Annotated in this window: 22 protein-coding genes; 11 read left to right on the plus strand and 11 right to left on the minus strand. The window is 55.1% G+C overall.

What is annotated here, in order from left to right; translation table 11 throughout:
- Window positions 1-319: 319 nt before the first annotated feature.
- The gene (locus tag BN2684_RS03220) at window positions 320-1237 is read right to left on the minus strand and encodes an aldo/keto reductase (RefSeq protein ID WP_058300738.1); all 918 of its coding nucleotides are present in this window, start codon (window positions 1235-1237) and stop codon (window positions 320-322) included.
- Between the two features lie 120 nt (window positions 1238-1357).
- Window positions 1358-2509: a Leu/Phe/Val dehydrogenase gene (locus tag BN2684_RS03225; RefSeq protein ID WP_058300739.1), complete on the minus strand. Its 1152-nt coding sequence runs from the start codon at window positions 2507-2509 to the stop codon at window positions 1358-1360.
- A gap of 697 nt (window positions 2510-3206) precedes the next feature.
- On the opposite strand from BN2684_RS03225, the gene BN2684_RS03230 reads away from it, so the two are divergent.
- Complete coding sequence (locus BN2684_RS03230) at window positions 3207-4268, plus strand: LLM class flavin-dependent oxidoreductase (protein ID WP_058300740.1); 1062 nt, start codon at window positions 3207-3209, stop codon at window positions 4266-4268.
- A 70-nt stretch (window positions 4269-4338) separates the two neighbouring features.
- Here the strand turns inward: BN2684_RS03230 and BN2684_RS03235 are convergent, their stop codons facing one another.
- Window positions 4339-4767, minus strand: coding sequence for a MarR family winged helix-turn-helix transcriptional regulator (locus BN2684_RS03235; protein ID WP_058300741.1), 429 nt, complete (start codon window positions 4765-4767; stop codon window positions 4339-4341).
- Between the two features lie 121 nt (window positions 4768-4888).
- On the opposite strand from BN2684_RS03235, the gene BN2684_RS03240 reads away from it, so the two are divergent.
- A complete protein-coding gene (locus tag BN2684_RS03240; RefSeq protein WP_058300742.1) occupies window positions 4889-5476 on the plus strand; it encodes an NAD(P)H-dependent oxidoreductase in 588 nt (195 codons plus the stop codon).
- A gap of 92 nt (window positions 5477-5568) precedes the next feature.
- Here the strand turns inward: BN2684_RS03240 and BN2684_RS03245 are convergent, their stop codons facing one another.
- Window positions 5569-6087, minus strand: a complete 519-nt coding sequence (locus tag BN2684_RS03245) for a DJ-1/PfpI family protein (RefSeq protein WP_058300743.1) — start codon at window positions 6085-6087, stop codon at window positions 5569-5571.
- 125 nt (window positions 6088-6212) lie between these two features.
- Between BN2684_RS03245 and BN2684_RS03250 the strand changes: the two genes are divergently transcribed.
- Together BN2684_RS03250 and BN2684_RS03255 are read left to right on the plus strand one after the other, a co-directional pair.
- Entirely contained in the window at window positions 6213-6593 is a 381-nt protein-coding gene (locus BN2684_RS03250; RefSeq protein WP_058300744.1) for a winged helix-turn-helix transcriptional regulator, read from the plus strand.
- Between the two features lie 183 nt (window positions 6594-6776).
- Complete coding sequence (locus tag BN2684_RS03255; RefSeq protein WP_058300745.1) at window positions 6777-7793, plus strand: SDR family oxidoreductase; 1017 nt, start codon at window positions 6777-6779, stop codon at window positions 7791-7793.
- Window positions 7794-7899: 106 nt separating this feature from the next.
- Here the strand turns inward: BN2684_RS03255 and BN2684_RS03260 are convergent, their stop codons facing one another.
- Window positions 7900-8760 carry an AraC family transcriptional regulator gene (locus tag BN2684_RS03260; protein WP_058300746.1) on the minus strand — a complete coding sequence of 287 codons (861 nt, stop codon included), beginning with the start codon at window positions 8758-8760 and terminating at the stop codon, window positions 7900-7902.
- Window positions 8761-8967: 207 nt separating this feature from the next.
- On the opposite strand from BN2684_RS03260, the gene BN2684_RS03265 reads away from it, so the two are divergent.
- Window positions 8968-10185: an MFS transporter gene (locus BN2684_RS03265; protein ID WP_058300747.1), complete on the plus strand. Its 1218-nt coding sequence runs from the start codon at window positions 8968-8970 to the stop codon at window positions 10183-10185.
- A gap of 101 nt (window positions 10186-10286) precedes the next feature.
- Here the strand turns inward: BN2684_RS03265 and BN2684_RS03270 are convergent, their stop codons facing one another.
- On the minus strand, window positions 10287-10838 hold the full coding sequence (locus BN2684_RS03270; RefSeq protein ID WP_058300748.1) for a helix-turn-helix domain-containing protein: 552 nt from the start codon (window positions 10836-10838) through the stop codon (window positions 10287-10289).
- Between the two features lie 173 nt (window positions 10839-11011).
- Here BN2684_RS03270 and BN2684_RS03275 point away from each other — a divergent pair, with 173 nt between their 5' ends.
- The 3 genes from BN2684_RS03275 to BN2684_RS03285 all read left to right on the plus strand — a co-directional run bounded on the left by BN2684_RS03275 (window position 11012) and on the right by BN2684_RS03285 (window position 13185).
- Window positions 11012-11410, plus strand: a complete 399-nt coding sequence (locus BN2684_RS03275; RefSeq protein ID WP_058300749.1) for a DoxX family protein — start codon at window positions 11012-11014, stop codon at window positions 11408-11410.
- A 5-nt stretch (window positions 11411-11415) separates the two neighbouring features.
- Complete coding sequence (locus tag BN2684_RS03280) at window positions 11416-12078, plus strand: alpha/beta hydrolase (protein WP_058300750.1); 663 nt, start codon at window positions 11416-11418, stop codon at window positions 12076-12078.
- Between the two features lie 327 nt (window positions 12079-12405).
- Window positions 12406-13185: a DODA-type extradiol aromatic ring-opening family dioxygenase gene (locus tag BN2684_RS03285; RefSeq protein ID WP_058300751.1), complete on the plus strand. Its 780-nt coding sequence runs from the start codon at window positions 12406-12408 to the stop codon at window positions 13183-13185.
- Window positions 13186-13468: 283 nt separating this feature from the next.
- On the opposite strand, the gene BN2684_RS24410 is transcribed toward BN2684_RS03285, so the two are convergent.
- Complete coding sequence (locus BN2684_RS24410) at window positions 13469-13792, minus strand: hypothetical protein (RefSeq protein WP_148449868.1); 324 nt, start codon at window positions 13790-13792, stop codon at window positions 13469-13471.
- 109 nt (window positions 13793-13901) lie between these two features.
- Between BN2684_RS24410 and BN2684_RS03295 the strand changes: the two genes are divergently transcribed.
- Together BN2684_RS03295 and BN2684_RS03300 are read left to right on the plus strand one after the other, a co-directional pair.
- Window positions 13902-15158 carry a stalk domain-containing protein gene (locus tag BN2684_RS03295; RefSeq protein ID WP_058300753.1) on the plus strand — a complete coding sequence of 419 codons (1257 nt, stop codon included), beginning with the start codon at window positions 13902-13904 and terminating at the stop codon, window positions 15156-15158.
- A gap of 393 nt (window positions 15159-15551) precedes the next feature.
- Complete coding sequence (locus BN2684_RS03300; RefSeq protein ID WP_148449870.1) at window positions 15552-15956, plus strand: DUF4279 domain-containing protein; 405 nt, start codon at window positions 15552-15554, stop codon at window positions 15954-15956.
- A gap of 89 nt (window positions 15957-16045) precedes the next feature.
- Here BN2684_RS03300 and BN2684_RS03305 read toward each other — a convergent pair whose 3' ends face one another.
- Entirely contained in the window at window positions 16046-16843 is a 798-nt protein-coding gene (locus BN2684_RS03305; protein ID WP_058300755.1) for a 4Fe-4S binding protein, read from the minus strand.
- A complete protein-coding gene (locus tag BN2684_RS03310) occupies window positions 16840-17532 on the minus strand; it encodes a TetR/AcrR family transcriptional regulator (protein ID WP_058300756.1) in 693 nt (230 codons plus the stop codon). Before BN2684_RS03310 ends, BN2684_RS03305 begins: the two co-directional genes overlap by 4 nt.
- 237 nt (window positions 17533-17769) lie before the next feature.
- On the opposite strand from BN2684_RS03310, the gene BN2684_RS03315 reads away from it, so the two are divergent.
- Entirely contained in the window at window positions 17770-19452 is a 1683-nt protein-coding gene (locus BN2684_RS03315; RefSeq protein WP_234340141.1) for a sigma-70 family RNA polymerase sigma factor, read from the plus strand.
- A gap of 125 nt (window positions 19453-19577) precedes the next feature.
- Here BN2684_RS03315 and BN2684_RS03320 read toward each other — a convergent pair whose 3' ends face one another.
- Window positions 19578-21167 (minus strand): DUF4179 domain-containing protein, encoded by a 1590-nt coding sequence (locus BN2684_RS03320; RefSeq protein WP_058300757.1) that lies wholly within the window; start codon window positions 21165-21167, stop codon window positions 19578-19580.
- Window positions 21124-21744, minus strand: coding sequence for an RNA polymerase sigma factor (locus BN2684_RS03325; RefSeq protein ID WP_234340142.1), 621 nt, complete (start codon window positions 21742-21744; stop codon window positions 21124-21126). Before BN2684_RS03325 ends, BN2684_RS03320 begins: the two co-directional genes overlap by 44 nt.
- Window positions 21745-21881 lie beyond the last annotated feature (137 nt).

The following is a 21881-nucleotide window of genomic DNA, read 5'->3' on the forward strand; positions in this document are numbered from 1 at the left end:
GCTTGACTCGCCCCTCTACATCATTATTCCAACAATCAGGCACTGTACCCAAACCGATGAAAACGGCTTTTTGGACAGCCTCATTTTCGTGTTTAGCGAATCGAAGCTTAGCCGACCAATCAGAATAGACTTTCGATCAATTCTTACTCACTAGGCAGCCTGACGCCAGGGTACCATGCTGCCCGGCCTCCCCGCGCGCTTCTTGTGCGAGAGAAGGAGGCTGGTCTCACGGCTCACCGCGCGCTTCTTGCGCGAGAGAAGATGTTGGGTCTCACGGCTCGCCGGCTCAATGAGGCGGGTCGGTCCGATGCTGTCTCTGTTACGGCAGCACGTTGCCCGCCGCGCGGTAAATCTCGTACCATTCCTCGCGGGTGAGCCGAATTTCGCTCGCCTTGCAGCAGTCCTTCAAGCGCTCGATGTTCATGGTTCCGGTTACCGGCTGCATGTGTGCGGGGTGACGGAGCAGCCAGGCGATCGCGATGGTCGTATTGGTGACGGAGTATTGATCCGCAATTTCGTCGATCTTCCGGTTCAGCTCCGGGAACTTGTCGCTGCCGAGGAAGACGCCCTCGAAGAAGCCGTATTGGAATGGGGACCAGGGCTGGACGGTGATGTCGTTCAGGCGGCAGAAGTCGAGAATGCTGCCGTCCCGGTTCACGGAGGCCGCGTTCTCCATGTTTACGTTAATGCCGTTCGAGATCATGTTGGCGTTGGTGATGCTGAGTTGCAGCTGATTGGCGACTAGCGGCTGCTTAACTGTCTTTTGCAGCAGTTGGATCTGCATCGAGTTCTGGTTGGAGACACCGAAATGGCGGACCTTACCCGTAGAAGCCAACAGGTCGAACGCTTCCGCCACTTCCTCCGGCTCCACAAGCGCATCCGGCCGGTGCAGCAGGAGCACATCGAGGTAATCCGTCTTCAGCCGCTTTAGGCTTCCATCCACAGCATGTAGAATATGCTCCTTGGAAAAGTCAAACGAACCGCTGCGAATCCCGCATTTCGATTGGAGAATGACCTTCTCGCGGACCGATGCGTTCATGTGAATGGCATCCGCGAAGATCGATTCGCATTCCCCTCCCCCGTAAATATCCGCATGGTCGAAAAAGGTAGCGCCCTCATCGAGAGCCGACTGGACAAAGCGTTCTGCCTGAGGCTTGTCCAGCGAGTTGATCCGCATGCAGCCGACGGCGATCACCGGCACCTCCAGTGAACTGGTTCCGAGTTTCATCGTTTTCACGTGTTGTATCCCTCCTTAACTCGTACCCGGTCCGCCCGAAGCTCAACCGCGACAGGCCGGGTTGTCGGTCTTATTGTCGCATAGGGAGGAAAAAGATAGCAAGCTAGTGGAGGGGGGGCGTTACCCGCCCTCCCGGTGAAAGCCGCGCTCGAGAATCCGCTCCGTCAGCCGGTCCGCCGCCTCGGCGGGGGGAATGGCGGACGCCTCTGCTTTGGCGAGCACCCGGCGCAGAGTGTCCGGGATGCGCTCGACTTGCCGCTTGGCGGAATCGGCGCTGCGGCCGTCGAGCTCGGCGGCCGTTACGATGATCCCGCCGGCGTTGATCACATAATCGGGCGCGTAGAGAATTCCGCGCCCGTGCAGCCTGGCGCCGTGCTGCGGCTCCTGCAGCTGGTTGTTGGCGGCTCCCGCCACCAACCGGCAGCGCAGTCGGGGAAGCACGGTGTCGTTCAGGATGCCGCCGAGCGCGCATGGCGCGAAGACGTCGCACTCCGTCTCATAGATGCGGTTTGGCCAGACCGGGACGGCGCCGAATTCATGCGCGACCCGAGCCAAACGGAACGCATCCACATCGGAGGCGATGAGCTTTGCGCCTGCTTCGTGCAGATAGCGGCATAGAAAATACCCGACCTTGCCTACACCCTGCACGGCGACCGTGATCCCCGCAAGGTCGGTGTTTCGCTCCGGGGAGGCTGAGGCGGGTATCGGTGACTCCTGCGCGGAGCCGGGACCAAGGGGAGGGTCCGATCCTTCCTGCTTCTCCGATGTGCGATTCAGGTAAGCAAGGCCTTCGCGAATCGCAAGAAAGACGCCGTAAGCGGTCATTTTGGCGGTCAGGTCGCCGACTGCGCCGAGAGAGCCGGACGTGTCCGTCACATAATCCGTTTCCTCGCGGATGAGGTCCATATCGGTCACGGTGGTTCCAAGGTCGAGACCGGTCACATACGTCCCGTTCAGCTTTTCAAGGAAACGGCCAAAGGAGCGGAACCCGGCTGAACGCTTCTGCGGGTCAGGCAGCTCAAGCACCACGGCTTTGCCTCCCCCGTAGGGCAGGCCGGCCAGCGCCGACTTATAGGTCATCCCTTTGGCGAGACGCAGAGCATCCCGTACGGCCTCATCGCTTGATGCATAGCTCCGCAAGCGGCAGCCGCCGAGCGCCGGTCCCAGCTTCGTATTGTGAATGGCGACCACCGCCTTCATGCCGCTGTCGGCATCCTGAAAGAAGACGAGCTGCTCGCAGCCCTCGCGTTCCATCTCCGCCCAGATTTCCATCCGCCGTTCTCCCTCCTTGTCTTGGCTGCTTTCATGCCCGGTCTCTCCATGTCTTCCTTTTCCTAGAGTATGAGGCGAGAGGCCGCAAAGTGCAGTTGGGCTAGTACGCTGTCAGCTTTAACACCGCGGTCTCCGCACAACTTCCCATATCGATTGACGCCGATTCGTATCCACACGATTAGGGCTAACAGCGTACTTGTGCTCGCGCCTCTGGTTGCCTGAGGATGTGCGAAGGGCCATCGGTGCAAGGGCTTCTCGAATCAGCTGGTGTTCCGGCTGGAGCATGCTTGCGACCCTCTTGTAGGACCGAAAGGGCAGACTAGAATCGCCGGTAGTTGAACCTTTCGACTCCTCGAAGCCCAAATGAATCGACTGAACGGGTCGGAGATCCGGTTTGCATCCACGCTTAAGAAGCAGGTAAACTGAAAGCGAGGGTAAGCGACTAAAGGAAAGGAAGCGGGAGGTACTCACAAAATGCAGTTCAGCGGAAGTCTGATGTCGATGTCGGGCAGCAGGGGTTGATAGCTAATGCCTGATAGCGATGGCCGACTGGCTGAGCGGTTTCAGCTGATGATCGCCAAGCGATGCCGCGCGCCGCTCTGGTTGAAGGATCGCCATGCGATGACGCTCGCAGCCTAGAACCGCATGTGGCGCAAAAAGAAACGCAGCTGTCTCAAAAGACCGAGGAGGGATGCTCATGGAAATCGGAATCAGCACATTTGTGGAAACATCGCCGGACGTTGTGACGGGAGAAGTCATGAGCCATGCTCAACGGCTTAGAGAGGTAGTAGAGGAAATCATCCTAGCGGATCAGGTGGGCTTGGATGCTTACGGCGTCGGCGAGCATCATCGGGAAGATTATGCGGCGTCTTCCCCCGCCGTTGTTCTTGCGGCGGCAGCGCCGCAGACGACCCACATCCGGCTGACGAGTGCGGTCACGGTGCTGTCCTCGGCTGACCCGGTGCGAGTCTTTCAGGATTTCGCGACCTTGGACGGGCTCTCAAACGGTCGAGCGGAGATCATGGCGGGGCGGGGGTCCTTCATCGAGTCTTTCCCTTTGTTCGGCTACGACCTGGATGATTATGACGAGTTGTTTGATGAAAACCTGGAGCTGCTCCTCAAGCTGCGCGAATCGGAAAAGGTAACCTGGCGGGGCGGCCATCGCCCGGCCATCCACAACCTCGGCGTGTACCCGCGTCCGGTGCAGAATCCGCTGCCGGTGTGGATCGGCAGCGGCGGGAATCCGGAGTCCGTCATTCGCGCCGGTATGCTCGGCCTGCCGCTCGCGCTCGCCATCATCGGCGGCCAACCGAAGCAGTTCGCTCCGCTCGTCCGGCTGTACAAGCAGGCGGCCGCCAAGGCGGGACACGACCCGGCCAAGCTGCCGGTGGCGTCGCATTCGCACGGATTTCTCGCCCGGGATACCGCGACGGCCGCGGATAAATTCTTTCCTCCGACCCAGGACCGGATGAATCACATCGGCAGAGAGCGGGGCTGGCCGCCCTATACCCGCGCCTCGTTCGATTCGGCCCGCACTCTGGAGGGGGCGCTCTATGTCGGCGATCCCGAGACCGTGGCGGAGAAGATTATTTATCTGCGCAAGAATGTGGGCATCACGCGCTTCCTGCTGCACATGCCGCTCGGGACGATGCCGCACGAGGATGTGATGGCGGCCATTGAGCTGCTCGGCAAGGAAGTTGCACCTCGGGTGCGGGAGGAAATCGCCCGCTGGGAAGCGGCTGGTGGTGGGGCAGAGTAACCGAGAGAAGATAGACGAAGACCGGATCGACAAACGACGTTTGTCGCGATCCGGCCTGAGGGGTACGTGCTCAATAAAAAACTTTTCGCTGCAGGAGGTCGAGCGCTCGCTCGATCTCTTTTTTTTCCTCATCGGTAAGCGGCCCAGTGCGTTCCTCAAACCGGACCTGAATCCAGGCAAACGCTTCTTCCATCATCGCGGTCCCTTTATCCGAAAGCCGAATGTACTGCTTTCTGCGGTCCTCTGTATCCGGAATTCGCTCGCAGAGGCCGGCTTCATCCAGCTTTCTCAATTCCCGGCTCGTATTGGGCAGGGATAGGTGCATGCATTCGCTGATTTCGCTTGGGGTAACCGGCGGGCTGACCGCCAGGTATTCGAGAATCCGGTATTGCACGGCGGGAAGGCTCTCCGCCTTAACGTCTTTCGTAAGGGTATACTTCACATCGTGGACGGCAGTCGTAAAGTCGACGAACTTCCGGAACAGGCCGGTCATGTCCATTGAAATCACCTCATCCGTTACCATAACAAACTGGTTATCCGAATACAATTATCATTTGACAACTAAATGCCCCTGGAGTAGGATGTTTGTTATCAAATGATAATAAAATGGAGGGGGACCCATGAACCTGCTCGTCATCTTCACTCATCCTAATCACGAAAGCTTGAGCTATGCCTTTTTGCAGGAGGTGCTCGAAGGGAGCCGGGAGAATTCCGCCATTCAGGAGGTGAGGGTGCTGGATTTGTATGCGGAGGGGTTCGATCCCGTGCTGACCTTCCATAAGGAAAAGCGTAGGAGAGACATGCACCGCGATCCCGCCTTCGCCCGCTACCGGGAACAGCTTCTGTGGGCGGATAAGCTCGTCTTCATCTATCCCATCTGGTGGGGAAGGCCGCCCGCGATGCTGATGGGCTACATCGACCAGATGTTTTCCTCTGAATTTGCTTATCGGGACAAAGGGGGGCTCGTGCCGGAAGGGCTCCTGAAGGGGAAGTCCGCCGTCATCATCTCCGTCATGAAGGGGCCGGCCCATTACCCGCTCCTCTGGCTGAACAATGCCCATAAGGTGCTCATGCGCAGGGCGCTCCTCGGCTATGTCGGGATTCGGCCGGTCAAGTTCTTCGAGTTCGGAAGCATGGAAAGCCGGAAGGGGCGTCATGCTGCCAAACTGGCCCGCATCCGGAAGTATTTCCGGACCGTAGCGCGGTAATGGGCCTGACTTCCTCTTCCGGCTGAATGGCATGCCTCCGTTGTCCTTGCCGCTGATAAAGGAACGAAGCGGCGGTTCTGCCGAGCCGTCTCTTACGAGAGAGCGTTCACCAGCGCCTTGCCGAATTCTTCGGCTCCCTGCGGACCGTCGCCGGTGATGATGTCTTTGTGCGCAACGGTGTGCTTCTCAACATAGGTGACGCCGTTTGCTTGGAGCTGGTCCTTTTGCAGGTCGATGGGGTAGCAGGTCGCTTCTCTTCCCGAGAGCAGTCCGGTTTGCGCGATTGCGACGGAGCCGGCGCAGATTCCCGTTACGAGAACGTTGTCCTCATGCGCTTTAAGGATGTAGCTTTGCAGCTCGGCATTACCCCACAGATAATCGTTCGGGCCGGCCCCGCCGATGATCGAGATGACGTCATAGTCTGAAGCGGCGGTGTCGGTGAACACTTTTTCAGCCACGGCTTTGCCTTCATAGTCTCCCGTAATTGCACCGACTTTGGTACTGGCGATCGTGACGGCCACCCCGGCTTGTTCCAGAGCTTCCTTCGGCTTAACCAATTCGTCCTCGTTGAACCGCTCGGGCGGGATGATCAAAAGTGCTTTTTTGCTCATTCTCCATTCCTCCTGTACACTTGGGTTACTATCATCGTACTTCCTGTCAGCAGCTCTGTGAAGAATGCACTTCTTTGTAAGAAGGTTACCGGCAGGTAAGTAAGGTCCGGAGGCAAGCGAACGAAATGACGGATAAGCTGAGAGAAGAAATCAAAGAAAAGATCGTAAACGGAGACTTCAACTGTGAGAAGGAGCTGACCCTGTCCATTCTGAGCGGGAAGTGGAAGGTGGTGATTCTTTGGCATCTGGGAGTCGAAGGGCCGCACCGGTTCAGCGAGCTTCAGAAGCTCTTCCCCAAAATCTCGCACAAAATGCTCACGAACCAGCTGAAAGAATTGATGGAGGATGGGATCGTGCATCGGGAGGTCTATCCCGACGTTCCGCCGAGAGTGGAATATTCCATGACAGAGCTGGGAATGACGCTGCTGCCAATCGTGGAGATGATGTACGAGTGGGGAAAGATGCGGATGGCGGACATCAAGCGGCAGATAGAGCAGGAAGCCTGAAGGCGAGGTCGGCGAAAGCTGGCCTCGTTTGTCTTTCCACGCAGGACCTCATGATCCTCGTTTGTCTTTCCACGCAGGTCCATGCTATCGTTAGGGGGAGAAAGCAGCGATTCTGCCTGGCGCATATCGGGTTGAATGACCCGGCTAAAAGGCGGAAGCGGCATACCCTACGGAGGTGGATCGATGAAAGCGTTATTTATCGGCGGCACCGGAACGATCAGTGCGGCCATTACCCGTCAGCTGACGGACACGGACTGGGAGCTGTACCTTCTGAATCGCGGCAATCGTACGGAAGACATTCCGGCTGGAGTTCATATCTTAACCGGAGATATCTATCAGGAAGAAGAGATTGCGGCACTTATCGCCGAGCTCGAATTTGATGTGGTTGCGGATTTCATTGCCTTCGAACCGGCTCATCTGGAGCGGGATTACCGCTTGTTCAAGAACAAGACGAAGCAGTTTCTCTTCATCAGCTCGGCCTCGGCTTATCAGAAGCCGCTGTCCGATTACCGCATCACCGAAGGAACGCCTCTATCCAACCCCTACTGGGAATATTCGCGAAACAAGATCGCTTGCGAGGATTATCTGATGAAGCTGTACCGGGAGGAAGGCTTCCCCGTGACCCTCGTGCGTCCGAGCCATACCTACAGTGAACGCTCCATTCCGCTCGGGCTGCATGGGGACAACGGCTCCTGGCAGGTAGCGAAGCGGCTTCTCGCCAACAAGCCCATCCTCATCCACGGAGACGGCACTTCCTTGTGGACCATGACGCACAGCCGCGACTTTGCCAAAGGATTCATCGGCCTCATGGGCAATATCCATGCGATCGGCGAAGCGGTTCAGATTACCTCGGACGAATCCCTCACTTGGAACCAAATTTACGCGATCCTCGCGGATGCGCTTGGCGTGAAGCTGAACGCCGTTCATGTCTCGTCCGATTTTCTCGCCTCTTGCTGGAAGGGCGATTTCTGGGGTCCGCTGCATGGAGACAAGGCAAACACCGTCGTCTTCGATAATTCCAAGCTGAAGCGGCTCGTTCCCGGCTTCACCGCTACCACCCGCTTTGATCAAGGGCTGAAGGAAACCGTCGCCCATATCTTGGCCCACCCCGAGCTGCAAAAGGATGATCCGGAGTTCGACGAGTGGTGCGACAAGGTCGTGTCGGCGCTGGAAGCGGCTGCTGCTGCAGTCAAGGGATAACGTGAAGGGATAACGCTCAATGGCCCCGATAGGGGTTTCGATAGCGAGCGCCAGCATTCCGCTTCCTCGTCTTGCAAATAGAAGAGAGGCGTCACCTTGAGCAGTTCTACTGCTTGGGGGGCGCCTCTTTTTGGCTTGAGGAACGGTTTCGCTGCGGCTTGGCTTCAAACAGATTGACACGCTCTTTCTTCGTGGTTTTCTTATACTCCAGAGGGGATTCTCCCATCGTCCTCGTAAAAATCACGGTAAAGTAATTGGCGTTGTCGTAACCCAACTGCTTCGCGATATCCTTTACTTTCATGTTCGTATTGATCAGCAGTTGCTTCGCTTCTCCCATTCTTCTTTGCAGCATGTAGTTGATGGGGGAGTCGTTATACTTTTTCTTGAATGTATGGAGAATGTAATACTGATTCATATGAAAAGCTCGGGAGAGGTCCTTCAAGGATGGATGGCATAAATAGTTCTGCTCCAGGTAATCCATAATCTGTTCGGCGAGAGCCTCGGAGCTTTGCTTGGCAGACCGTTTCGGCGCTTGGGCGAGACGCTGGATGATGATGAGCAGGACCTCAAGAAGACGGCTGCACACGGTCTCATAGCCCGTGCTCTGCAGCAGGGATTCTTCATACATCATCGAAAATAAGGCTTCGATCTGATGGGCATAGCTCTTGGCCGTGATGCAGGGGGTCGCTCCTTCGGGGATGAGATTGTTAGGCTCATTTCCTTCTAGAGAGACATTGGTCACACCACAATAGTACATTTCCAGGGGATGGAGAGAAGACGAGGACTCCTCATGCAGGATTCCTTGATTATAGATGAGCAGATCGCCGGATTGAACGGTGTACATCTGACCGTCGATTCTTACGGTTCCCTCTCCATGGAGAACATAGATAATCTCGCTAACATTCTCATGTTTATGGTTGGGGAACTTCCAGGAAGGGTCCTCTTTGAGCTTGCCGATGTACAACAAATTGGGACTACCGTCCTTGATTCGAATCGCCCCCTTCCTTCGCTCCCAGGCTTACGCGCCAATAAAGCAAGATCTATCACATGTTGCAAAAGAAAGCCAACATCGTTACTTGTGATTTTTATACCTAAATCTTATGATGAATTTCGACATGAAACAACATTTATTATTAAGCTCGATTCCGATTCGGTGCTTACTACAGGAGGCATCATGCGCACACTCAACGAACGTGCCCTTATCCTTGCTTTTACATGCATGTCCTTTTTCTTGGGCACCACGGAATATATCATTGTCGGGCTTCTGCCCGAAATCTCAAGCTCGCTTGGCATTACCCTTGCTGCAGCTGGTAGCCTCGTGTCCGGATTCGCCATCGCCTATGCGGTCGGCACCCCCATCCTCATGGTGCTGCTGAGCCGCTTTTCCAAGAGAACGGCGATCTTGGGTATTCTCGCCCTGATTGTCGCATTAAACTTGGTCGGCGCCGTATCCGGCTCGTACCTGCTTCTGTTGGCGATTCGGATCTTAACTGGGGTCTTATGCGGAACCTCCCTCTCCATTTCCCTGTCTGTGCTTAATGAAGCCGTAAACCGCAAAAACGTCGGCAAGTCCATTTCATGGGTGCTGAGCGGGTTTTCCATTGCCAATGTGCTGGGGGTGCCGATCGGAACCTTTGTGGGCCAGCACCTGGAGTGGCAGGCCGCATTTGTTCTGAACTCCGTGATCGGAATCGTTGTGCTCGTCTTCGTTGGGCTTTATATTCCGTCTAACCTGTCCAAGCAAAAAGGGTCCTGGAGTGAGCTGGCTGGGTTGCTGACGAATTATCGGATCGTGCTTGCCTTCCTTATCCCCGTTCTGGGAACGGCGGCCGTCTTCAGCTTTTACACGTACATCACCCCTATCATTAAGAACGTGATGGGGCTTCCTCTCTATTCGATCAGCTTGGTTCTCCTGCTGTATGGGATAGCGGCCATCGGCAGCAACTGGTTGGGGGGAAGGCTGGCTTCCGGCAATGCGGTCGGCAAGCTGCGAGGAGTCTTTCTTGCCCAGGCGGTCATCTATCTCGTCTTTTCCTTTGCGGCCGATATTCCCGCAGCCGGGCTGCTTCTTCTCACGGCCATCTCCTTGTTCTCTTGTGTTTATAACGTAACCGCTCAGTTGAACCTTGTTGAGCTTGCAGTCGAGCATTCTCCGGCTTCAAGAGACCTCGCTTCTTCCCTTCTTCCGGTAGGCGCCAATATCGGGATTGCGATCGGGTCATCCATAGGCGGGGTAGTGGTCACTACGTTCGGAGTAAGTCATCTCTCCTGGACCGCGGCTTTCCTTGCGCTGATTGCTTGCCTGGTTACGGTCGGCAACTATCGCCTGAAGAAGCGAACGAATCGAAAGCCGGATGCGGAAGCCGCCAAGAGAACCGCTGTCATTCACTAAATAGGGTGTTAAAAAAAGTAGAGCTGTCTTGAGATCACGAAAAGTGACCGAGACAGCTCTGTTTTTTGCTGCTCTGCTGTTCGATTGCTCTTATGAGCGTCTTACACCATCTTCAGATCATGCGGCTCCTCCGTGTAGACGGAGATCAGGATGAGCGCCGTTTCCTCTCCGATGTTCTCGACCTTGTGAGGGGTGCAGGCGTGCCAGCTGAAGGAGTCGCCAGCCTCCAGCTCCGTGCGGTCTTCGCCCTGCTCGGCTAAGACGCGGCCTTCGAGGACGAGATGCACCTCCTCGCCTTCGTGCGCATGAGGGATGTCCCCCGTCGACTGCCCGGGCGGGATCTCCACGAGCACCATGCGCATGTGGCGAGTCGTGCCGATCTGGGAGACACTAAGCTGATCGGGGCCGCTCGTCGTTTGCCGCCGTTCCCCCTTGCGGACGACGCTCATTCGCTCGTCCTTGCGAAGCAGGAGATAAGCGAGCGGAACCTCCAGCGCTTGCGCGATATTTTCCAGGGTGCTGATGGAGGGAGACGTCTTGTTGGTTTCGACCTGGCTCATGAATCCTTGAGACAGCCCGGTTCGCTCGCAGATTTGGGCGATGGTGATGTTTTTGCGTTTACGGATAGCGCGGATTGCAGAACCTATATCCATGAGCTTCACCTTCTTATGAGAAATGGAATGAGATCAACTGATAAGAGAATATAAGTGATAATAAATACAATTCTATATTAGCAATATTTTTGTTGACATTCTAGTGGGAAAGGGTTAATTTATTGTTACAAATAAAAAATCTATATTGCTTATAAATGAGAGGAGCTTTCTTCATGAAGATGAACATTGTCACCACTATAATGAGAATTGTTCTCGGCATTCTCTTCTTGGCACATGGAATCAACAAATTCCAAACCGGCCTCGGCAACGTCGGACAATGGTTTGAGAGCATTCACGTTCCTTCGTTTATGGCTTACATCGTGGCAACGATTGAGCTGGTTGGCGGGATTCTGCTCATCGCCGGGTTGTTCACCCGCATCGTTTCGGTCGTGCTGATCGCCGTGCTTGCCGGTGCGATCTTTACCGCGAAGCTGTCGGCGGGACTCCTCGGCAATGGACAGGGCGCAGGCTATGAACTGGATCTGGCCTTTGTCCTGGTTGCCTTCTACCTCGCGTTTGCGGACCGCTCACCGTTGTCTCTCGATCATGCGATCTTCGGAAGGAGAGGGTGAGACCGATGACCAATCCCGTTCCCTATTCCTATGCTGTCCATCTGCCGGACGCCTATGACAAATCGAAGAGCTATCCGGTGATCTTCGTACTGCACGGCAAAGGCTCAAACGAGCAAGATCTGTTGCAGCTCGTGAGCCCTCTCGCGGAAGAGTTCATCCTTATCGGAATCCGCGGCGATCTTCCGCTCGGCCCGGGCTATCAGTATTATGAGCTCAAGAGCCTCGGCAATCCGATCCGCGAGCAATTCGACCGGGCGATCCGTAACCTGGAGGCTTTCATCGAATTCGCTGACATGGAGTATGCGATTGACAGCTCCCGCCGCTACGTTCTCGGCTTCAGCCAAGGCGCGATCCTGGCGCTCACGCTGGCCCATGCTCTGGGCGATAAGCTCAAGGGAATCGTCGCTCTGAACGGTTACGTTCCCGATTTCGTGAAGACGGAGTATCCCCTCGGCTCCGGAACGGATAAGGTAGCGGCATTCGTCTCCCACGGGCAATACGATCAAGTATTCCCGGCGATTATCGGCGAACAGACCGCAGCCTATATGCGAACTCTCACGGAAAGAACTACCTTCCATCTGTATCCGGGAGGTCATGAGGTGACCGCAGCCAATCAGCGCGATCTGCTGCAATGGCTCTTGCAGGACAGCGGGCTGTCAGAGAAGTAGAGCTTGACGATGACTGATATGTACGCTGTCAGCTAATAAACCGTGGTTTCCGCACATCGTCCCATACCCATTGACGCAATTCACATCTACACGAGTAGAACTAACTGCGCATTAATAACGTGGTTTCGTACCACTGAGAGGATCGAAACGGGCGATTCACACGGCTTGAACAAGAGCCGAAGAGCTCCTATCAGGCTTAACTCTCTTGATCAGGCGTAACTCTCTTGGCCGACCTTCCGGAATCTGGTTTGAATACAGGCTCTTACTAAATGCTGCTGAAATGAACGAGCATACAAGGAATAACAACAACCATAAGGAGTGATTTTCATGATGCCATCCTTTTTCTTCGCACACGGAGCTCCGTCTCTCGTTATTGAAGACCACGAGTACACGCGTTTTCTCAAGCAATTCGCCAGTACGCTTCCCCGGAGGCCGAAAGGAATTGTGATCTTCTCCGCTCATTATGAAAGCATGATCCAAGAGATCGGCTCCGTGGATTCCTACGGAACGATCTACGACTTCTCCGGGTTCCCGGATGAGATGTACCGGATGACCTATGCGGCCCCCGGCGATAAGCCGCTGAGCACTCAGGTTTCGGAGCTGCTGCTCGGCTCCGGCATCGCCAATCGCCTGGATACCGAGCGCGGGCTGGATCACGGCTCCTGGGCGGTGCTGAAGCTGATCTTCCCGGAGGCGGACATTCCGGTGGTGGCCTTGTCGGTTAACCGCCATCTGACGAACAAGCAGCAATACGAGCTCGGCAAAGCGCTCGGCAAGCTCCGCGAGCAGGACATCCTGATCATCGGCAGCGGCGGCATCGTTCACAACCTGCGGCGGATTTCCTGGGGAGCAGGTCCGAACAGCATCGATTCCTGGGCGATGGAATTCGACAAGTGGATCGAGGAACGGCTGACCACTTGGAACACGGACGAACTCTTCCGCTATGATGAACTTGCGCCGAACGCCCGCATGGCCGTGCCGACCAACGAGCATTTCATTCCGGTCCTCTTGGCGATGGGCAGCGGGGATGCAAGCCGCGAAGCGAAGCTTCTGCACCGCAGCTACCAATGGGGCAGCCTGAGCCTGACGGCCTGGCAGTTTAGCTGAGGGCGGCCCGCTTCGGGGAGTAATGCGATAGGCATGATGCAGGATCATGCACGGGGCAACAGCGCACTCCCGACTGGATCGTCGAGGCTAATACAGCGGCAGAAAGCCGAGCGCTAGAAATGTTTCAACCGATCAGACCCGGAAAGCGATGGCTTTCCGGGTCTGTTTTTACTTATACAGGTGTAACCCTTCCTTATCTTCCAGCGTCTTGTATGGTAGACTTAGCGTGATGCCCAGATTGTGATAGAGTCACACATCGCTTGAAGCGTAGTCTAAGTCCGCTCTAGTTGGTGTAGAAAGTACAGTTACTCCAACCTAACTGTGTTCCTCCATGCGGACGAGCTTTCCCAACCCTGATGTTGAATGGGTCGTGAAATGTTGCATAAAAGGCATCATTTCGAGCGAAACACCGAGCAAAACGAGGAAATGTTGCACAAAAGGCATCATTTTCGGGCGAAACACCGAGCAGAACGAGGAAATGTTGCACAAAAGGCATCATTTCGGGCGAAACACCGAGCAGAACGAGGAAATGTTGCATAAAAAGCATCATTTCGAGTGAAACACCGAGCAGAACGAGGAAATGTTGCACTAAAGGCATCATTTTCAACTCGGGGACTGACAGCCCCTCGGTAAATGGGGGTTCTGCTTTTGTTGCGTACGTTAACTTTCCGAATGAACGAGTTTCCTAGATTACGAGAATAAAGGAGTCGATTGAGATGAAAAGGATTGGACGATTCATGCTTGCGCTTGTGCTGGCCTCGGCAGCAATTCTGCCAGTGGCTGCTCCCGCTCGTGCAGCGGTCTCCGCTTCCGTCGGTGCTGTGACGATTCTGCTCGACGGGTATCCGCTGCCTTTTCCGGTTGCTCCGATCATCATAAAAGGGACGACGCTCGTCCCGTTCCGTGCCATCTCGGAGGCGCTTGGGGTCAGCGTCCAGTGGGAGCAGAAGACGGGCCGCATCACGGCGGTCAAGCAGGATAGCACCAGTAAGAAAACGATCATACTTACAGTAGGCAGTAAGCAGGCTCTTGTGAACGGCAAGGCCGTGCCGCTCGCTCTTGCCCCTACCGTGATTCAGGGCAGCACGATGATTCCGCTCAGCTTTTTCAGCCAGCAGTTCGGCGCAAGCGTCTCCTGGACGCAGAGTACCCAAACGGTCACCATCGTGTCTCCGCCCAAAGATATGTACACATTGGCCTTCTACGCCTTATCCTCTTATGACGAGCGCAGCTACCTGCCGAACTTCGATGAGGTCACCTTCGGCTGGAGCCGGGTCGACCGCAGCGGGGAATTCACCACCTCGGGAGCCGAATACCGCTGGCCACAGGCAGATGGAGCGACTACGCCGGAATCCATCGTTCAGGATGCATCAGGCAAGGGGACGCTTCCGTCGCTAATGGTTTATTCCGTAGACGGGCAGAACGAACTGACTAAAAACCTCGAAGATCCGGCGCTTCAAGAACGCACGGTCCAGGCTATCGTGGATACGGCGGTGGAAAAAGGCTTCGGCGGAATCACACTCGACCTGGAAGGCCTCGGTATGAACGGCGATATCGCCAAAGCCCGTACTGACTACAACGCCTTCGTGAAGAATCTCTCTGGCAAGGCTCGCCAAGCGGGACTGAAGCTGACGGTTGTTCTTCACCCCTTGAACAGTGCCTACACCGGTTATGATTACAAGACGCTCGGCATCTTAGCGGACCAACTGATCTTGATGGCGTACAGCTACGGACCGACGAAGACGCCGGAGCCGCTCGCTAAGGTGGACGAAGCCATTCAACTCGCGCTGAAACAGACCTCGAAGGACAAGCTGCTCTTGGGCATCTCCGCCGACAGCGAGAACAGCAGCACCATCGGAGCCAAGGTGGGCCTTGCCAAGCGATATGGCCTGAAGGGTATCGCGTTGTGGAGGCTTGGCCTTCTGCAAGCGGACTGGTCGGCACTCAGTAAGACGGTGGTGTGGAAGGAGTAGAGGGAGGGAAAGGGGGGCGTAAACTGGTCCCTTTTTTTGTTGAGGCGAAATTGGAAGGGCCGACTCTGTCCGAACGATCACTATTGTTGATTCGAACACGATCTCAAACAAGAAAAAGCCTAAAGAATTGCAGCTAGAGAGTATCGGAATATAGGCTCATGGTGGTTATGGTGGAACCATAGCCAGCTATGAAACCATCTATGATCTCAGCCTTAAAGGATTGACTTTAACGCAGGCAGAAGCCCTCTATCAACAAGAGGTGGTCAGTCAAAGAATCGCGGAAGCATTTGGGCTTGTGACAATAAAGGCAGCGTCAGGGAATAATACACAAATATCCTCTAAGCGTGGATACAAGCAGGTAGGAGAATATATCAATTAGTGAAGGGGTTAGGAATGGAAAACACTACTGTCATGGTGGGTTTTAGTATCTATGGTGATGAGTTTAATCCTCAAATTATTACAGAGAAACTCAATATCCAACCCAAAAAATATTGGCTTAAAGGTGATACTATTCCTGGAAAGCCACTTATTCGAAATAAAACTTGTTGGAGTGTTAATACAGAATATCAGGAGTCGCTAGATATTAACGATCAATTAAGTGAAATTATTGACCTTATTCAAGGAAAATCAAAAGAAATTATTGAATTAATGCGCATACACAACCTTGAAATAATTATTTCAATAGTAATAAACATTGAGAATAATCAGAAGCCAGCAATGTATTTAAATAAGCAAGTCATTGAGTTTTTACATTGTATAAATGCAGAAATTGATATTGATCTTTACGTTTATTCGTAATGATCTGCTCGACCTCCTCGGCGAGCGTTACGGCAAGACCGCATATCCCTAGTCCTGGGGTATGCGGTCTTTTTCCGAGAAAGAATCCTTTATCTCGTTCGGGAACGGCTCGCCGCCGGCTTGACGGTCGCGTCCGCACTAGTCGTTCTTGAACGCCACGTTCGCGTGACAGCGCCCGTTCCGCATGCAGCGGTGCACTCTCCGCACAGGATGCATTCGGTGTGATCGGTGCGCCCGGTGCGCACCATATTCGAGACATTTAGGCTCATGGTGCAGACCCTGTCGCATTTGTGGCAGGAGATGCAGCGGTCCTTGTCTCCGGCGAGTCGCAGGGAGGGGAGATTGAGCCGGTTCTTCAGCTTGCTTCCGGCGATGTTCAGGATGGACATGGGGCATAGGTAATGGCAGGTGGCTCTTTTGCCAAGGAAGAGGGGGAGAAGCGCCAGCATCAAGACGATAAAATAGGTAAAGATCAGCTTCTGAGCATTGTCTGCAGAGATTCCGTTCTCCGTGAGGTAGAGGGGGGAGAATTGGAGCGAGCCTTTCACAGCGGAGAAGATGAGTGGGTAGAGGATGAGCCCGGCCCAGATGATGCCGAGTCCATAACGGAAAAAGCGCAGCCAGCGGATCTCCTTCAGCTTACGACCGAATACCCGGTCCATCGTCATCTGAAGACCACCGTAGGGGCACACATAAGAGCAGGCCGCGCGTCCGATGGCGAGCGAGGTTACGAAAAAAGCAGCCCAGACGAGGAACGAGCCGGCCAGAATGCCGCGGAATAAACCGTCGATGATGAGATACGGCGAGAAATAATTGAGTGTAACCGGGAGGAGAAGAAACGAGGTCCACAAGAGCGCCCTGCGCAGCCGTTGATGCCTCATGGTCATGATGACGATTCCCCTTTAGAGTCGGATGGGTGAGACGGTGAAGCTCCGGAAGAGCTTGCACCGGAGGCGTCCGGCCGGGTGGACGCCTGCGGCTGCTCCTGCATCCCCAGCACACGGGCGAGAACGAGGGAGATGCTGGCCATGCGTGCGGAGGCGAAGCCGGGATCGACCATCTCCCGGAAATTCCGGTTGATGAAGCCGGTAATGCCGCGCAGCAGGATCGCCGTGACGTCCTCCGGATTTCCGGTATGAAAGATACCTTCCTGGATGCCCTGGCGGGTGATTGCCACGAGCACCGGCTCCAGCTTGGCGTAGAACCGGTTGGTGAGCTTCATATGCATCAGGAGATGCCGGTCGTCGTCCGGATCGAGAGAGGCGCCACGGCGGTTATCGCCTCCCTGAAAGATCGCGCCCATGACGGCGTGCAGCTTCTGCGGGGCGTTCATCTCCGGATGCTCGCAGATGGCGGCTGCGCGTTCTCCAATTCCTTCGACGGTTCTTTCCAGAATGGCGTTCAAGAGTGCGTCCTTCGAAGGAAAGTGGTGGTAAAACGTTCCTTTGGCTATTCCGATCACAGCCAGCAGCTCGCTGATCGGTACGTTGTCATATCCCTTTTGCATAAAAAGCTGTTCGGCAGCATTCATGATTTCGGCTCGCCGCTCCGGTGCGGCTTTCACGATTCGGGTCATGTTCGGGTATTCCTCCTCTGATTTCCAATTCCATCATATGATATAGACCGACGGTCGGTCTAGTGAAGATTTGTCGAACATGATGAGGGCTTGGCTTTTCCGGCTTGCGTTAACAGGGTGGCAGGGATTATTTTTTCGGTACAGGTAACGTTAAGGGGCCATTGTGGCACTTAGAGATGCGGGGATGGATGGGGGATGAGTCGCAGGAGTCGTAGGTTGTTGCGGGGATAAGAAGGCATGTGGGCTTGGGATGAGCGGGAGGCCAAGGATCGGCCTGGATATAAGACATGGAATGAGCCGGATCGAGTGGTTTGGATTACGGGAAAGGGTGTGCAGGGAATGAGGGAATGGATCGAGCAGGCTCAGAGGGGGGATGCCGACGCTTGGGGGGAGATCGTCCGGCGGTTCGGCGGAATGGCGCAGGCCGTTGCTTACGAGCTGCTTCGCGATCCGTATCTGGCGGAGGACGCGGTTCAGGAGGCATTTGTGGAGGCCTACAAGGAGATTGGCAAGCTTCATGAACCCGAGGCGTTTCCAGGCTGGTTCAAGAGAATCGTGCAGAGGAAATGCTACAGACTCCTGCGCCGAAAAAAACACGGAACCGTACCTCTGGACGAGACAGGCGAGTTGGTCTCCCCGGACAGAAGTCCTGCCGAGCTCGCGATCCGGAAGGAACAGATGAGCCGCTTGTACGAGACGACTGCCGCTCTGTCCGCTCCTCTTCGGATCGCCGTCAATCTCTTTTACTTCCATGGACTCTCTCTCCACGAAGTATCGGAGCAGCTCAACACCCCCGTTCCCACCTTGAAAAAGCGGCTTTTCGACGCTCGTCGGAGGCTGAAGAGGTCGCTGCTGCCGGTAACCGATATCACGACCGTATTTCACGAGCTCTATGAAGGAGGAAGAGGGATGCTGCATCTGGTGAATGGCGATCACGCCGCTGATCAGCTGAGAGAGGCTGGAATTCCGGGAGAGATATTCGTATGGAGGGAAGTGTATCCGTTCGGACCTGTCTATCCCGACCTGACAGACCAAGACCTACGGATGATTCGCGCTTGGTATTTGCAGGAGCGGCTCGGGGTGCCTGCTTCGGAATACTTGCGGTATTCCGAAGAGCAGGACCGCTTGCTGGCGAAGCTGAGCAGCTATGAGGAAGTCGTGCTCTGGTTCGAGCATGATCTGTTCGACCAAACGATGCTCTGCCAACTGCTTGACCGGCTGTCCCGGCTCGATCTGGGCAAGGCGAAGCTGAGCCTGCTCTGCATCGGAGAATACCCCGGTATCGAGCATTTTCGCGGCCTTGGTCAGCTGTCGGGACCTCAGCTTGCGACGCTGTCCGGGACCTGGCAGGCGGTGAGCGGGGAGGAGCTTCGCCTCGGTAGCCGACTATGGCAGGCCTATGCGGCAGCGGAGCCTGGACCGCTCCAGAGTCTACTTGACGAGAATACCTCCGCCTTGCCTTACGCACGAGAAGCTTTTCTCGCTCACCTGGCACAGTATCCGTCGCTGACGAATGGGCTCGGCGCCGTCGAGCAGGCGGTTCTTGAGTGGGTTCGGGACGGAGTAAGCGATCCCCGCGAGCTGTTCCAACTGGTCTGCGAACAGTATCCCCTGCTTGGCATGGGGGACTTAGCGTTTCGCGATCTTCTCACGGCCCTCTCCGCAGGTCCGCAGCCTCTCCTGACATTCACGGGAAGACCTCCCGCTGCGGCTTATGCGCAGCAGGAGGGAACAGACCCGTGGGGCGAAGGAGCGGCGGCGCTCACGGAGCTGGGGCAAGAGGTTCTGGCGGGCCGTTCGGACCGCGTAGCGGAATGCGGCATCGACGCTTGGTTCGGCGGCGTCCAACTGCAAGGGCGGACCGTTGCCTGGCGATGGGACGTCGATAGGGGCAGGCTGAGCGGTCCGGTTCGCGGATAGCGTCAGCGTCCACATTCCCGATCAAGCCGCTGGCCGCAGCTTATAGGGGTGGCTTTATGATCCCAGATGGTGAAAAGATCGCCCAAAGCTTGTGAAGGGCGATCTTCTTTAGGTCCAGGTCCAGATTATTCCGGAATGACGCCTTTCGTCCCGGTCTGCGGAAGGACAAAGGACCAGTCGGCATCCTTGTATTGGCGGTTGACGATGAGTCGGCGAATAGTCAGTTGCTGGGGCATCTTATCCAGACCGTCGATGACGAGACGAGAATCCGACAACCCGACCGAACCATATTTATCGCGCAAGAACCCCCCAGCGAAGAACGTAGAATACTCCTTGCCGTTCTCATCGATCACAACCCAGGTATCCTCGTCGATTTCGTTATTAGCAGTACCCCCAAGCGGAATGTAGGCGGGCTGATTGGGACCGAGCTTGACCCCTTCAAGCAGAAGCTTATCGCCCGAGTCTTCAAACATGGCGGGATGCTCGGCCGACGTTTGCTCCGGGTCGAAGGTGACGGACGCTTCTCTTTTTTCCCGAATTACATAGCTGTCCAGTACGAATCGGATCTTCTGTTTGTCGTATGCGAAATTGTTGAATGGATAGAACCATTGGGTCAACCCGCCCCACCGCTCCAGTTCGGAATGGCGACCGACATCAAACGAAAGGCTTGTTCCGATCAAGTTCCCCTGCTCATCCTCCAGATGAAAGTTAAGCTTGTGGAAGCCGCTTTGTCCATTCACCGCTCGTTCGGCCGCCCCCGGAGTCAGCTTTGTGGTAAATTCGAGCGAGCCGCCGCTCGGTGTCCGGGTAGCCCCCTGCATGTGAATTTGGATGCCGCCTGGGGTCTCATAGGTTTGATTGATCTCCGTCAGCAGGGTTTGGGCTTTGGCTTTGGACAGGTCCGCCTCGATAATGAGCGCCCAATTCCCTTTAATCGTGCTTATGGGACTTCCTTCCTTCATGGTGTCCTTAAAGAGCTTCAGTTCATGGATACGTGCATTCAGCTGCAGCTTATCGGCCAGTACAGGTCGTAGAAAGTCGAATTCGATTCGGTTGGTCGTCGTGCCCCCTCCCACCATCAGATTATAGGGAACATCGCCAAAGTTGCCTCTTTGGATATCGTGAACACTGAAGTCGGCAGTTGTATAATCGATTTCTCCGACCAGGGCATTTCCTTTGTTGTCATAAGCGTCGATCCCGATAATCAGTCGGCTGGAGTCGGCAATCACTTCGTTGACTTTCAGGATGTAACCCTGATCCTTGGCGCTGACGCCCGAAATCTGCACCAGACCCGAATTTTGGACGCTTTTCATTCCATCGTCTACATAGCTATCCTTCGCAAACAGCGACCGGACCATATCGGCGAGGGTGGGTTGCGTATACAGCAGTGTACTGCCCACCAGCACGACGATGGCCGCTGTTGCTCCCCCGACTTTGAGGCGTGACATGCGCTTGCGGGTGCGATTGCGTTGGACCTGGCTGGCAATGGACGAATCGTACGGGTCGCTATTTCCTTTCCGCTTAGGAGGCGCAGATGATTCCGGTACCGGCTCGATTTCGATCTCTTCCAATGCCAGCATCACCCGGTCGGTAAACGTGTCCGGTAGATCTTGGGCAAACAGCGCATGCTCCCAGCTTTTGTCCTCCCACGTCGGTTTGCCGCTATCCGCCTTACGACTGGCTTTTTTTGTTTCGGTACGTTCCCAGAAAGTCATAGCGCTGTCCCTCCTTGTCTTCTACGATTTTTCGCAGGCTCGCTTTTGCCCGAAAGACCGTGTTGGTGACCTGTCGGATCGACATCCCGGTAATATCGGCAATCTCTTTAGGGGTAAGCTGGTTGGTGAAGCGCAAGATCAAGACGAGCCGATAATGCTCGGGCAGTTCCTCCAGCAGGCGGTCCAACTCGGAGCGCAGCTCCTTTTGCAGCAGCTTCGATTCCGGCGTTTCCCGTTCATAGCGGTCGTCCCGCAACGAATCCGCTCCTTTTCGTCCGGCCCGGTCCTTCTGCAAATGGACGGCAATCGTATAGATCCACCCGGCAAAGCTCTGTGTCGGATTATGTGTGGCCAGCTTGCGGTAAGCCTTAAGCAATGTCTCTTGCGTCAGGTCCTGAGCGTCCGCTTCGGAAGATCCCATCTTGCGGAACAATCCGTAGAGCTTATTCTGATAGCGCCGGACGATGTCCGCATACGCCTGCTTATTGCCCTTCAGTACGGCTTCAATGATCGAATGATCGTCTGTCAGCTCCACGACGAACTCCTCTCCTTTCACAGTCTGACTTATGTATTTCACTACTAAGACCCCTGATCGACATCATTTCTCTCACTCGATTCCGGAAGTTTTTCAACTTCATAAAAAGGATATTGACAGCAAGGAAAAAATCGACAATAATCATATCAAGTTGATATATCGAGTTGATACATAATGGA

The organism is Gorillibacterium timonense, from assembly GCF_001457415.1.
GTDB lineage: Bacteria > Bacillota > Bacilli > Paenibacillales > NBRC-103111 > Gorillibacterium > Gorillibacterium timonense.